The organism is Ensifer sp. SL37 (assembly GCF_026672675.1).
GTDB lineage: Bacteria > Pseudomonadota > Alphaproteobacteria > Rhizobiales > Rhizobiaceae > Ensifer > Ensifer adhaerens.
The window spans coordinates 688,840-701,655 of record NZ_JAPPRN010000007.1; the positions used below are offsets into that span (position 1 = coordinate 688,840).

Annotated in this window: 14 protein-coding genes; 7 read left to right on the top strand and 7 right to left on the bottom strand. The window is 60.1% G+C overall.

From position 1 onward, the window contains the following. Nucleotides 1-19 precede the first annotated feature (19 nt). Both OVA00_RS35500 and OVA00_RS35505 read right to left on the bottom strand, forming a co-directional pair. The gene (locus OVA00_RS35500) at nt 20-1,105 is read right to left on the bottom strand and encodes a hybrid-cluster NAD(P)-dependent oxidoreductase (protein ID WP_268090745.1); all 1,086 of its coding nucleotides are present in this window, start codon (nt 1,103-1,105) and stop codon (nt 20-22) included. Beyond that, the gene (locus tag OVA00_RS35505; RefSeq protein WP_060516815.1) at nt 1,095-2,348 is read right to left on the bottom strand and encodes an aromatic ring-hydroxylating oxygenase subunit alpha; all 1,254 of its coding nucleotides are present in this window, start codon (nt 2,346-2,348) and stop codon (nt 1,095-1,097) included. Before OVA00_RS35505 ends, OVA00_RS35500 begins: the two co-directional genes overlap by 11 nt. A 122-nt stretch (nt 2,349-2,470) precedes the next feature. Here OVA00_RS35505 and OVA00_RS35510 point away from each other — a divergent pair, with 122 nt between their 5' ends. Both OVA00_RS35510 and OVA00_RS35515 read left to right on the top strand, forming a co-directional pair. Then, nucleotides 2,471-3,382, top strand: a complete 912-nt coding sequence (locus tag OVA00_RS35510) for a LysR substrate-binding domain-containing protein (RefSeq protein ID WP_112773309.1) — start codon at nt 2,471-2,473, stop codon at nt 3,380-3,382. Nucleotides 3,383-3,742: 360 nt separating this feature from the next. Next, nucleotides 3,743-4,228, top strand: a complete 486-nt coding sequence (locus tag OVA00_RS35515; protein WP_060585980.1) for a BA14K family protein — start codon at nt 3,743-3,745, stop codon at nt 4,226-4,228. A gap of 72 nt (nt 4,229-4,300) precedes the next feature. Here OVA00_RS35515 and OVA00_RS35520 read toward each other — a convergent pair whose 3' ends face one another. Both OVA00_RS35520 and OVA00_RS35525 read right to left on the bottom strand, forming a co-directional pair. Continuing rightward, the gene (locus tag OVA00_RS35520; RefSeq protein ID WP_060516808.1) at nt 4,301-4,489 is read right to left on the bottom strand and encodes a hypothetical protein; all 189 of its coding nucleotides are present in this window, start codon (nt 4,487-4,489) and stop codon (nt 4,301-4,303) included. A 37-nt stretch (nt 4,490-4,526) separates the two neighbouring features. Beyond that, nucleotides 4,527-5,312, bottom strand: coding sequence for a L,D-transpeptidase (locus OVA00_RS35525; RefSeq protein ID WP_090302364.1), 786 nt, complete (start codon nt 5,310-5,312; stop codon nt 4,527-4,529). A 138-nt stretch (nt 5,313-5,450) separates the two neighbouring features. Between OVA00_RS35525 and OVA00_RS35530 the strand changes: the two genes are divergently transcribed. Beyond that, entirely contained in the window at nt 5,451-5,798 is a 348-nt protein-coding gene (locus OVA00_RS35530; protein WP_034801901.1) for an ArsR/SmtB family transcription factor, read from the top strand. Beyond that, the gene (locus tag OVA00_RS35535) at nt 5,791-6,294 is read left to right on the top strand and encodes an SRPBCC family protein (RefSeq protein WP_089046265.1); all 504 of its coding nucleotides are present in this window, start codon (nt 5,791-5,793) and stop codon (nt 6,292-6,294) included. Before OVA00_RS35530 ends, OVA00_RS35535 begins: the two co-directional genes overlap by 8 nt. A 99-nt stretch (nt 6,295-6,393) precedes the next feature. Here the strand turns inward: OVA00_RS35535 and OVA00_RS35540 are convergent, their stop codons facing one another. Continuing rightward, complete coding sequence (locus OVA00_RS35540; RefSeq protein WP_034801898.1) at nt 6,394-6,618, bottom strand: hypothetical protein; 225 nt, start codon at nt 6,616-6,618, stop codon at nt 6,394-6,396. A gap of 653 nt (nt 6,619-7,271) precedes the next feature. Here OVA00_RS35540 and OVA00_RS35545 point away from each other — a divergent pair. The 3 genes from OVA00_RS35545 to OVA00_RS35555 all read left to right on the top strand — a co-directional run bounded on the left by OVA00_RS35545 (nt 7,272) and on the right by OVA00_RS35555 (nt 10,756). Beyond that, a complete protein-coding gene (locus OVA00_RS35545) occupies nt 7,272-8,420 on the top strand; it encodes a mandelate racemase family protein (protein WP_060516797.1) in 1,149 nt (382 codons plus the stop codon). 17 nt (nt 8,421-8,437) lie between these two features. Then, nucleotides 8,438-9,067, top strand: coding sequence for an SGNH/GDSL hydrolase family protein (locus tag OVA00_RS35550; RefSeq protein ID WP_034801894.1), 630 nt, complete (start codon nt 8,438-8,440; stop codon nt 9,065-9,067). A gap of 90 nt (nt 9,068-9,157) precedes the next feature. Continuing rightward, nucleotides 9,158-10,756: an ABC transporter substrate-binding protein gene (locus OVA00_RS35555; protein WP_060610049.1), complete on the top strand. Its 1,599-nt coding sequence runs from the start codon at nt 9,158-9,160 to the stop codon at nt 10,754-10,756. Between the two features lie 459 nt (nt 10,757-11,215). Here OVA00_RS35555 and OVA00_RS35560 read toward each other — a convergent pair whose 3' ends face one another. Both OVA00_RS35560 and OVA00_RS35565 read right to left on the bottom strand, forming a co-directional pair. Next, nucleotides 11,216-11,977 (bottom strand): ABC transporter ATP-binding protein, encoded by a 762-nt coding sequence (locus OVA00_RS35560; protein WP_034801890.1) that lies wholly within the window; start codon nt 11,975-11,977, stop codon nt 11,216-11,218. Next, on the bottom strand, nt 11,977-12,813 hold the full coding sequence (locus OVA00_RS35565; protein WP_034801888.1) for an ABC transporter ATP-binding protein: 837 nt from the start codon (nt 12,811-12,813) through the stop codon (nt 11,977-11,979). The genes OVA00_RS35560 and OVA00_RS35565 overlap by 1 nt, the downstream gene beginning before the upstream one ends. Between the last annotated feature and the right edge of the window lie 3 nt (nt 12,814-12,816).

A 12,816-nucleotide genomic window follows, 5' to 3' on the forward strand; every position in this document is an offset into this window, starting at 1 on the left:
GTCGATCGCTAGGCCAAGCCTAGCGATCGACGACGAGATCACTGAGCGGCTTCGAACAGCAAGGAAGGAAAAGCCCAGCATCGATCTCTCGTTGCCTTATTCCGCCATTGTGGTTCATCTCGACCGAACCCGATACGAGCTTGGACTTGCACGTGCCGCAGACGCCGTTCGAACACGATGAGGCGAGTTTTACGCCCGCTTTCTTTGCGCAGGAGAGCACGGTCTGCTCGCCCCCGATTTCGATCTTGCGGCCCTGTTTGGAGAACTCGACCTGGAACGTTCGGGTCGCCGGCTGATCGACGATAGGAATATCCGGGGTGTCGATCACGGCCGCATCGAAGCTCTCCTCGATGTAGTTGGATTGCGGAACGCCGAGTTCGGCAGCGATCGTGCGCGCTGCCGCCATGAACGGCGCAGGGCCGCAGCACATGACAATGCGTTCGGCGATATCGGGAACAGCAAGCTGCAAGTAAGCAGCCGATATGCGTCCCGTCAGGCCATGCCAGTTGGTTTCGCCGGTAACGACTTCCGGCAGAAACTGCAAGCGCAGGCCCTTCATCCGGTTGGCGAGTGACGCGAGTTCGTCGCGGAAGATGAGGTCCTTCGGGGTTCGCGCCGCGTGCATGAAGACGACGTCGACAGGCTCGCATGTATCGGCCAATTCGCGAACCATCGCCATGACCGGTGTGATCCCCGACCCTCCCGACAGAAAAAGGTACTTCCGACCGTTCGGGCGAATGAACTGGCCGAGAGGACCGTTCGCCTTGACCTTGGCGTTGACCGTGAGCCGATCGTGAAGCCAGTTCGAGATCTTGCCGTCGGCGACGCGCTTGACGGTCACCGAGAACGCATTGCTGCGCTTCGGCGAGGACGAGATGCTGTAGCAGCGGCTTTCCGGCTCGCCCTCGATATCGAGGTCGAACAGGAAATACTGACCGGCTTCGAAGGCAAAACGTTTGCCTTCGGTGGACGCAAAGGTAAAGGTCTTCACGTCGTGTGTTTCCTGATGGACATCGATGCAGACCAGGTCCTCGTCCGCGTCGCGGCTCCAGATATGGCTCGGCTCGAGACGCCCGGCGGGAGAAAAGTTGCTCTTAGTATCCATGGGCGCGCATCCGGTCGATGTACCACGACGCGAATTTGTCGAGGTTTGTTTCGGAGAAGGGCGAGTAGGGACCCGGCACGTAAGCGGGATCTTCGACGCCGGCATGGGAGCGGGCGACCAGTTCGGCGTCCTGCTCGGTTGTGGCGATCCAGACGTTGGTGAGTTTTTCGAGTTCGTAGTCGACCCCCTCGACGGCATCCTTGTGCACAAGCCATTTCGTCCGAACGAGCGTCTTGTCGGCCGAGAGCGGGATGACAACCGAAACGACGGCGTGGTCGCCCATGAAGTGGTTCCAGCTGTTGTGACCCCAGAGATGCATGTCGCCGAGATCCTTGCGCGACATCGTGCCGAGCAGCTTTGCCGAGGCAGCGGTCGCGTCGGGCGTCTGGGATTCGCCCGCCCCCGAAATGATCAGCCGTTGCGTCCGAAAGTTGGTGGTGCAGTCCACCAGTTGCTCGACCGCCGCGGAGGGGTAGCCATCTGCCTCCCACCGCCTGGTGCGCTCCTCATAGAGCGAAAAATGCTCCTCCGCCTGGGCGCGATCTTCCGGGCTCAAAGCGTCCGGATCGAAGCCGAAATCGAGGTCGACGAAGGAGACGCAGAGCTCGGGATGGTTGGCGGAACAGTGGTAGCATTCACGGTTGTTCTCGATCGTGAGCTTCCAGTTGCCTTGTTCGATGACATCGGATTCATACGCGACCTTGGCGTTGGCGATATCGTAGGGAGCAAGTCGTTCTGCCATGACCCCGACGAGACGCTCAATATCTTCGGGCGGATCGTTCGAAAGGCAGACATAAACAAGGCCGCCAACCGACTTGAAGATCACGGGCTTGAGGCTGCGGCATTCCTTGTCGAAGCTCTTGCCCATATGGGGCGCATAGCTCAGTTCACCGGAAAGCTCATAGGTCCAGGTGTGGTAGGGACAGACAAGCTTCGAAACGATCGTCTTGCCTGGATCGAGCAGTCGGGCGCCTCGGTGGCGGCAGACATTGTGCATGACGCGGATCCCGCCGTCATCGTCGCGCAGGAGGATGAGGCTGGTCTTGCCAATATCGACGACGGTTGCATCGCCCGGCTCCGGTACATCGCATTCAAGCCCAATGCAGATCCAGTGCCGGCGGAAAAAGACCTCCAGATCCGCCTCGAAGACATCCTCTCGCGTGTAGAGACCGGCGGGAAGCGAATGGCCCTCCGCTCTTGCATCAAGCAGCGATGATATGGGAGAAGCAAATGTCTGCAGCATAATTCCACCTTATGTTCCGATCGGAAGCTCGACGGGCTCCACAAAGAGGATCGCTCAGGCGCGGCAGTCGCTCAACGGCACAAATATGCGCGTTTCACATTACCAAATGTAATGGATCCAAGATGGTCAACCTGAGGAAGAAACTACCGCCGCTCACCGCGCTGACGGCCTTTGAGGCAGCGGCTCGATTGTCGAGCTTCACACGGGCCGCGACGGAACTCGGCGTGACGCAGGCGGCTATAAGCAGACAGATCCATTTGCTCGAAGAGGACTTTGGGTTCCCCTTGTTTCGGCGGCTTCATCGCAAGATCGAACTGACTGATAAAGGCCGGCTGCTTTCCGCAGCGGCCGGCGACGCGTTCAATCTTATTGCCGACACCGTTGCGGATCTTCGGTCGGAGGGAGCAGATGACGAGCTGGCAATTGCAGCGACCATCTCCTTTTCACATTTCTGGCTGCTGCCAAGGATCGCTGCCTTTTCTCGAGCCTATCCCGAAATCAAGCTTCGCATCATCACACAAGATGCCCGAACGAGCATCGAGGCTAGCGATGTGGACCTGGCGATCCGCTACGGGACCGGCACCTGGCCGGACGGCCAGGCGGAGTTCTTGTTCGAGGACGAGGTTTTCCCGATTTGCAGTGCAGATTATCTGGCCACCGTGGATCCGATCCGCACGCCGGGAGACCTCATCAATCATCCGCTGATTACGAGCGATATTGATGACCCGACATGGACGGGCTGGGATGAATGGCTTGCAGCATTTTCCGTAAAGGCGCCGAAACGCGCCCGCGGCCTGCGATGCAGCTTCTATACGGAAGCCATTTATGCGGCGATGAACGGGCAAGGCATTGCGCTCGGTTGGAACCGCCTTGTCTCCGACCTTATTCGGCAAACTCGTTTGGTCCGCCTTACCGAAGCCTCCATTCGCACCAGGGCGGCATATTTTGTCGTGGTGCCGGCGAGAAGGCCGAAAAAGGAAAGCGGACGGCTGTTCATCGAGTGGCTGCGCGAGGTCTCTGCAATTGCTGAATGAGAAATCGTCCGTAACTTGCGGTCGCGGGGGGCCAATTTAGCGCCTTCCGCCACTCTTCTTTTTTAGACACTGAGCGACGGCCGTCTGCTGATCGCTAAATGCTCCTCGACGGCGGGCCGAGGCCGCTCCGGAATAAAACATGCGCCTTCTTCTTTTGGTGCGAACCGCTGCGCTTGCCGAGCACATAAGACCTTTGCCGGCTGCCATCGGACTGAGGTCCTATGGCAGAACCTCTCGCGTTGACTAAGTTCGTCGAAGGGATTCGATCTGTTGATGATCGGTGGCACCTGCATGGTGCCGAGCCCGTTTGGCCCGTTAGGGGTCGAATACCGATCACTTTGACGCTGTAGGTGGGAAATTATGAAGAAAATAGGTGCAGTACTCTTGGCCGCCGGTACGGCGCTATCGGCGGTGTCGGCGCAGGCGGCGCCGATGTTCTCTGTTTCCGCTGGGCAGACGACTTCCCAGCCGGTCGATTTGATCCATCATAAGCCAGGTCATTACGGCGGACCGCCGCACAAGCGCGGCTACGACGTCTACCGTTACGGCGGCAACCGTTACAATGCGGCTCCACGCTACGGCTACTACAATGGCTATGAGGGTTACCGGTACCGCCGCGACGGGTACCGTCGTCACAGTGATGGATGGTGGTATCCCCTGGCCGCATTCGGGACAGGAGTGATCATCGGTGGCGCGATCGCCTCACCGCCTCGGCGGGTCTATTCCAACGCGCCGTCGTCGCATGTCGAATGGTGCTATGACCGCTATCGTTCATACCGTGCCTACGACAACTCCTTCCAACCCTATTATGGGCCGCGCCAGGAATGTGTGTCGCCGTACTACTGACCAGCGAGGCGCCCGGTTGCGAGAATGCGTCGGGTCGCTTCGATACTCTCCGACACCGTGGTGGTCGCTGCTTCAGCCGCGTTTCTTGAAGTGGCGGCCCAGAATTTGGGGGATCATGCCGCCTGCTAGGAGGGGCTCTACTTCTTGCCCCGTCTCCACGGCTGCTCGGGCCGTCAATTGCTGGCTTTCACCTTGCCGCTCGATTTCGGCCGCGGTGGCGGCGGCTTTATCCGCATCCGCATCGGCCCGGGTGTTTGGCATCCCGCGTGACCGTTAGAAATGGGCACGAAGCGCCCTCTTATGCGACGACAATCGGGACTTTGGTCGGCGACGCCTTGACCCGGTTGTAGAGATCGACAACGTCCTGGTTGATCATGCGTACGCAACCGGAAGATGCCTGTGTGCCGATGGTCCACCACTCCGGTGAGCCATGCACGCGATAGCCGGTGTCTTGGCCGTCTTTGAAGATATAGTGTGCCCGAGCTCCGAGCGGGTTGTCGAGGCCACCCGGCTGGCCGCCCGTCCATTTCACCAGCTCCGGCTTGCGCGCAATCATCTCTTTGGGCGGCGTCCAGGTCGGCCACACCTTCGTATACTGGATCTCTGCCCGCCCGCTCCACTCGAAGCCGGCCTTGCCGATGCCGACACCGTAGCGGACCGCTTCGCCACCTTCCTGCACCCAATATAGATGCCGCTCGCTAAGCCTCACCACGATCGTGCCCGGCGCCTCGCCGGTAGGGTCGCGAACGATCTGACGACGGAATTCCGGTTTGACTTTCTGGAATGGGATTGCCGGGATGACGAAGCCATTGTCGGTCAGCGAGGCATACATCGTGCTGTTGTCGGTGATGTTGCTGTCGACACTGATCGGTGGGATTGCCCCGGTCGACATATAGTCAACGCCCGCAGTCGACATCCGACTGGACGGCTCGAGCGATGGGAGTTCGAGGGACTGCGAGCAGCCGGAGGCACCAAGCAGGGTCATGACGCCGAGGTTCGAAAGCAGGGCACGGCGGGTGACGAGGTAGCCGGGTTCCGAATTGGTCGCGCCGGAAGTGAGCTTCTGATCTTGCGGGTTACGCATGCACTTTTACCCTAGACGAACGTCGGCATCATGCCTCCGGATCGGCGCAGTTTCACGATTCGTGGTTAAAAAGAAGTGAAAGCGTCCCCCGCCGCGCCGCTTGCGTTTCCTTCGGAAGCAAGTTAAATACTGAACTACATGGTTCAGTATTATAATGCCCCTCTCGATCTCTCGTTCGCGGCGCTGTCCGATGCGACCCGTCGCGGGATCATCGATCTACTTGGGCAAGGGGACGCGTCGATCACCAGTCTGGCGGACAAGTTCCAGATGACACTGACCGGCATGAAGAAGCACATCCAGGTTCTCGAACGGGCGGGGCTCGTCGTCACGCAGAAGGTCGGACGGGTGAGAACCTGCAAGCTTGGGAAACGTGGCCTTGAGGCGGAGGCCGAGTGGATCGAGGCGCATCGCAAACTCTTCGAGGCCCGCTTCGCAGCACTGGACGAGATCATCAGCGAACTGAAACGGGAGGTAAGCGATGAATGAGCAAGTCAACAAAGCCGCTGGCGCGCAGAACCGCACGTCAGTCGAGCGCAAAGGGGACCGCGAACTCGTCGTAACGCGGACCTTCAATGCGCCGCCGAGCATGGTTTACAGGGCGTGGAGCCAGCCCGAGCTGTTCCAGCGCTGGTGGGTGCCAAAATCGGCACCTGGCGTTTCGCTCGTATCGTGCCAGATGGACGTGCGTACGGGCGGCAGGTATCGGCTGGAATTCGGCGCCGCCGGTTCGGACACCATGGCCTTTTATGGCAAGTATCTTGAGGTGGTGCCGAACGAGCGCATAGTCTGGACCAACGATGAGGGCGAAGAGGGCGCAATCACGACCGTGACCTTTAAGGACGAGGGCGGCAGAACGTCGCTGACTTTCCACGAAGTCTATCCGTCCAAGGAAGCGCTTGAGGAAGCACTGCAGAGCGGGGCGGCCGCATTGCCCGAGCAGTTGGATCAGCTCGACGAATTGCTTTCCAGCACCGGCGAGTAGCACAGATCGGGAAACGCTCCCCGGTAGACGTCTGGTCCTTTGACGCGGACTTCACGGCCGTTGGGGGGCTGGGCACAGGCGCATAGCTGGCGAGGGCGGCTAGAGTATCTCAGTCAACTCGAACAGCGGCAGCGCCAAGCAGACCGACAGAACGTGCCAAGGCTCGCCCTCGACCGTGGCTCCGTCACTCATTTCGCTCAGTGTTAGGTTCGGGGCGACGTCGGCGCATGCCTGCTCGAGCAGGGCGATTGCTTCTTGTGATGTCAGTCCGTCCGGATAGCGGACAGCGTATTTTCGGCGAGGATCTGCTTCGTTCAAGGTCATCTTTGCAAGGCTGTCCGCTGAGGTGATCGCGAAGGTATGCGAAGGATCAGACCTACATCGTGCGGACGGGGAGTGGTTTCGATAGCCCTTCGTTGGTAGCGGCCGCAGTCAAAAAGGATAGGGCAGTCTCGCCGCCGCATTTGAGCTTCCAAAGCGTGTCGTGAAGGAATGGGGTCCCCCACTGTGGCGCTGCCGATGACACAGCCTTCGATTTCTACCAGAAGCCCTGCTCAGCGGTGCGTAACCGTGAAGAAACCCGGATCAGGACGGGTTTGTCGAGTGTTGCTACAAGCCAGCGCGATTTCCAATCGAGGGCAATTTCACGTCTGGATCCTCGGGGGCTGACTGGAAACCTACCCAGCCCGCGAGTGGACGGTCGTTTCCGTTGCTTTTGCGCATGTTCCCCTCGTTCGGCACGCAATGTTGATCTCACACGTTGGCCGGTCGCTCGCCCTGCTGGAGCACGAAGTTGTCGCTCCGCTCGCATCATGGCTTGCGTCCCGATCTATGCGAAATCACAAGGCGTCCGGGTTCTTATCAGGTATATTCTAAAAACATGTCATACAGGTTTGACAGGTTGACTGATATCTGTCTAATCTAGCGCTAGACAAGTTGGTGTGGCCAAGCCGCGCCTTTCACATGCCGGAGGACCAATGATCATCACTGACGTCGAAGTGCGGGTTTTCCGCACGACCACGCGCCGCCATTCGGACAGCGCCGGTCACGCGCATCCAGGCCCGCCGCACCAGGTAGAGCAAGCTATGCTGACTGTTCGCACGGAGGACGGCCATGAGGGGCATTCCTTCACGGCGCCGGAAATCGTGCGGTCGCATGTCATCGACAAATTCGTCAAGAAAGTCCTGATTGGCCAGGACCACCGAGATCGCGAGCGGCTTTGGCAGGACCTTGCCCACTGGCAACGCGGATCGGCCGCGCAGTTGACGGATCGCACGCTCGCGGTGGTCGACTGCGCCCTTTGGGACCTCGCCGGGCGGAGTTTGAAGCAACCTGTATACAAGTTGGTGGGCGGCTATCGCGATAAGGTGTTGGCCTACGGTTCCATCATGTGCGGCGACGAACTGGAAGGGGGGCTCGCAACACCTGAAGACTATGGTCGCTTTGCCGAAGCTCTCGTCAAGCGCGGCTATAAGGGCATCAAGTTGCACACCTGGATGCCGCCTGTCAGCTGGGCGCCGGATGTGAAAATGGACATCAAGGCCTGTGCGGCCGTGCGCGAAGCCGTCGGACCGAATATCCGCCTGATGATCGACGCCTTTCATTGGTACTCGCGCACGGATGCGCTCGAGTTGGGGCGGGGACTGGAAAAGCTCGGCTTCGATTGGATCGAAGAGCCGATGGATGAGCAGTCGCTGTCTTCCTACAAGTGGCTGGCCGACAATCTCGATATCCCCGTCGTTGGTCCGGAAAGCGCTGGCGGCAAGCATTGGCACCGTGCCGAATGGATCAAGGCGGGCGCCTGCGACATCTTGCGGACCGGGGTGAATGACGTGGGCGGCATCACGCCGGCATTAAAAACGATGCATCTTGCCGAGGCCTTCGGGATGGAGTGCGAGGTACACGGCAATACGGCGATGAACTTGCATGTCGTCGCGGCGACGAAGAATTGCCGCTGGTACGAACGCGGGCTGCTTCACCCGTTCCTCGAATACGACGACGGGCACGACTACCTAAAGTCATTGTCCGATCCAATGGATCGCGAGGGCTATGTCCATGTCCCAGCTCGGCCGGGGCTCGGCGAGGATATCAACTTCGAGTTCATCGAGAACAACCGCGTGCGGTGAGAAGCGGGGTATCTTTCATGAAAACCATTCTCGCTTTTGGAGACAGCCTGACGTGGGGAGCGGATCCGCAGACCGGGCTACGCCATCCGCCTGAAGGCCGCTGGCCCGAGGTGCTCTCGCGTGAACTCAACGGTGCGGCAAAGGTCATTCCCGAAGGACTTGGTGGCCGCACAACCTGCTATGACGACCATGGTGGACCGGCGTGCCGCAATGGGGCCAAGGCGCTGCAAGTGGCGCTCGCAAGCCACATGCCGCTCGACCTCATCATCGTGATGCTCGGTACAAATGACATCAAGCCCGTGCATGGCGGGCGGGCGGAGGGAGCGGTCTCCGGCGTGCGCCGGTTGGCGCAAATCATCGACACTTTTCCCTACAAGCCAAGTGGTGCGAGGCCAAAAATGCTGATCGTCGCCCCTCCACCCTGTTGCGCCGGTCCGGGCGGGGTGCCAGCGGCGGGACGCAGCATTGCTGAATCAGAGCGGCTTTCTCCGCTCTACCGCAAGCTCGCAGATGAACTTGGACACGCCTTCTTTGATGCCGGCTCTGTCGCACACGCCTCGCGGGTCGATGGGGTCCATCTGGAAGCCGCTGCCACGGCGGCGATTGGCCGGGCGCTCGCAGCACCCGTTGCCGAAATTCTTGGCTGATCTGTCCTGGTGCCTGTGGAGGAACAGGTGGGGCAGAACTTGTAACCGGAAGGCCGAACTCCCGCATGGGCGGCCGCAATAGGAGGAAACATGAAACGCTTTCTAGCAACGGTCGCGTTCGGCGCGCTTCTCATCGCTTCAACGCCACACGGCGTGTTCGCCGAAACTCCGGAAGATCAACTCGTCGTCGCAACGACAATGAGCAACATCCTGACGCTCGATCCCGCTGCCATCACTGGCCGCGAGACCGTACAGGTCCTCAACAACATCTACGATACGCTGGTCATCCTTTCGCCGAAGGACCGCAGTGTCCAGCCACGCCTTGCCGAGCGCTGGGAGGTCTCCGCCGATCGCAATTCAATTCGTTTTCACCTGCGTAGCGATGCGAAATTTGCGTCGGGCAATCCCGTCACGGCTCAGGATGTTGCCTGGAGCCTGAAGCGCCTGCTTGCGCGTAATCTCGCGCAGTCTTCTTTCCTGAAAACAAGGGGCTTCACGCTCGAAGAAGCCGACAAAGCCTTCGTCGCCGAAGACGACCACACCTTCGTTATCAATCTTCCGAAACCCGACGACCCGAACCTGCTGCTGATGATCCTTGCGCAGAACGGACCTGGCTCCATCTTCGACAGCAAGACGGTTCTCGAAAACGAGAAGGACGGCGATCTTGGCGCCGCCTGGCTGACCCTGAACTCCGCCGGTTCCGGCCCATTCACGCTCACGCAGTGGAAATCGAACGAGTACATCATCCTCACGCGCAACGACGACTACTGGGGTGAAAAGGCCGCAATGAAGCGGGTGCTGATGCGCCATCTGCCGGAATCGCAGTCGCAGCGGCTGCTTCTGGAAAAAGGCGACATTGACGTTGCCTATTCCTTGCAGGCGCCGGACCTGAAGTCGCTCGAGGCCGATGAGGCGATCGCCATCGCATCGACACCAGGCTCGGGTTTTTACTACCTCAGCGTCTCGATGAAGGATGAGCGCTTCGCCAACAAGAAAGTGCGTGAAGCACTGCGCTACCTGATCGATTACGAGGGTCTCGACAAGGCTGTCATGCCCTACTACGGCAAGCTGCATCAGCGGCCCTTGTCGACAGGCGTCCTCGGCGCGCTGCCGGACGAAGGCTACAAACTGGATGTGGCCAAGGCAAAGGCGCTGCTTGCCGAGGCAGGCTACCCGGACGGCTTTAAGACGACGTTGCGTGTGCTGTCTGAAGATCCTTTCATGAAGGCTGCGACGGCCATCCAGAACACGCTTGCCCAGGCTGGCATCCAGGCGGAGCTCATCAGCGGTTCGGGCGACCAGATCTACGGCGCGATGCGTGAACGGAACTTTGAACTGCTTCTCGGCCGCGGCGGCGGTGGCCAGCAGCCGCACCCCGACAACAATTTACGCTCTATCGCCTACAATCCCGACAATTCGGACGATGCCAAGCTCACCAACTATCAGAGCTGGCGCACCAGCTTCTATGACGAGAAGCTGAACAAGATGATCGAAGAGGCCCTGGTTGAGCGCGACCAGGCCAAGCAGGCCAAGCTCTACGAGGGCGTGCAGCAGTACATGGACGAGGTCGTCATGTCGATCCAACCCTTCTCGGAAGTGGTCGACACGGCCGCGTACCGCAGCGACGTGAAAGGGATGATCGTCAGCCCCTGGCTCTCGCGCTTCGAAGGTGTCACCAAGGAGCGGTGATCGGCTCCAGGAATTTAATGAAATGAAGGAAAGAAGGCGCATGTGACCATGCGCCTTCTTTTTGCATTGAAAAGTGCCGTCGGCCGGGCGCCAACGCGTTGCCGAACGAAATCGGCAACGTCACCCCGTGGCTGCCGCTGTTCGGTTTCCTCTCGCTTGAAGCCGAAGTATTCCTCATCTGTGCCGGTTTGCGTGGTTGCCTACCCATTCCCCTCGCCTCGCGAAGACCTTCATCACCGGTACGTCTGGGGAGGGGCAGCGATTGGCAAGCGTGCCGCGGCCGGGTTCACATGCCCGGGCTGCACTCGCCGAAAAAGGTCGCAGGCGTGCACCCGGGATCATTGGCAAGCTCAGACACCCGATAGTCCTCAACCGGGGCCATCAGGCAAGGAAAAGCCCGGCACAGGACCGGGCGAGTTGGGGAGGAGGAGTCTTCTTTTGGGAGGAGATGCGGCTTGCTCAGTGCGAGCCTTCGTACTCCAGCGAGGCGCCGATTAGCTCACGCGCGTAGGCGTGGGTTGCCTGGTTGCCGGGGATCGCCTCGCGCGGCAGCACTTCGGTGATTTCTCCGCGCAACATGACCGCGAAACGGTCGCACATATGGTCCACGACGGCCAGATCGTGCGTCACCATGATGTAGGTGAAGCCGCGCTCCTCACGCAGACGCTGAAGCAGGTTCAGGATTTCCGCCTGCACCGAAACATCGAGCGCCGACGTCGGCTCGTCGAGGAGCAGCAGGGAAGGTTCGAGGATCAGCGCCCGCGCGATCGCAACACGCTGGCGCTGGCCGCCCGAGAGCTGGTGGGGGAAGCGATCGAGAAAGGAGACCGGCAGCCCCACATCCGTGATTGCCTTGCGTATACGCTCCTCCCGGTCGCCGAGCTTGTGGATGACGAGAGGCTCGTTCAGCACCGTGCGAACCGATTGGCGTGGATGCAGCGAACCGTAGGGATCCTGGAAGACCATCTGCAGCGTGCGGCAACGCTCAATCAGCGGCATGTCACGCACCGACCTGCCGCCGATCAGTACGTCGCCGGTCCAGATGTCGGTCAGCATAGAGATGCAACGCAGGACCGTGGACTTGCCTGATCCGCTTTCGCCGACGAGGCCGAAGCATTCGCCCGGCGCCACGGAGAAGGTGACGGTTGGCAACACCTTGACCGCGGTGGGACCGCTACCGAAGGTGATAGAGACATCGCGAACTTCGATAGAGACGGACATCAGGCTTTCTCCTCCAGCCATTCGGGACGGCGATCGAGCACGCGGAGCGGTGCGCGTGGGCCGCCGATCCGCGGCTGAGCTGCCAGCAGGCCACGCGTGTAGGGATGTTGGGCCTTGTCGAGATCGCGGGCGGCCAGCGTTTCAACGATACGGCCGGCATACATGATGAGTACGCGATCGCAGAAATTGCGTACAAGGTTCAAGTCGTGACTGATCATGATGAGCCCGATGCCGCGATCCCGCACCAGCCCATCGAGAATGTTCAACACCTGAAGTCGCACCGTGACGTCGAGTGCGGAGGTCGGTTCGTCGGCGATGACGAGCTCGGGATCAGCAAGCAGCATCATGGCAATCATCACGCGCTGCCCCATGCCGCCGGATATCTCGTGCGGATACTGGTCATAAACGCGCTCCGGGTCGCGGATCTTGACTGCCGACAGCATGGCGAGCGCCTTTTCACGCGCCTCCGCCTTGGTGCAATTGAAATGCCGCAGATAGGTTTCCGCCACCTGGTCACCGACCCGGCGAATAGGGTTCAAAGAAAATTTCGGATCCTGAAGGATCATGGACATGCGCCGGCCGCGAACCTTGAGCAGTTCCTTTTCCGAAAGGGCTGTCAGATCAAGCTCGGCAAAGCGCAGCGTGTCGGCGGTAATCGTGGCGCCCGGCAGAAGTCGCAGCAAGGCCCGTCCGACCGTCGATTTGCCGGAACCGGACTCGCCAACAATGCCAAGGCGTTCGCGGCCGAGGGTGAAGGACACGCCGCGCACGGCATCGGTCGCTGCGCCGCCATAGCGGATGCGGAGGTTTTCGACCTGAAGAATGTCTTGGCTCATCGG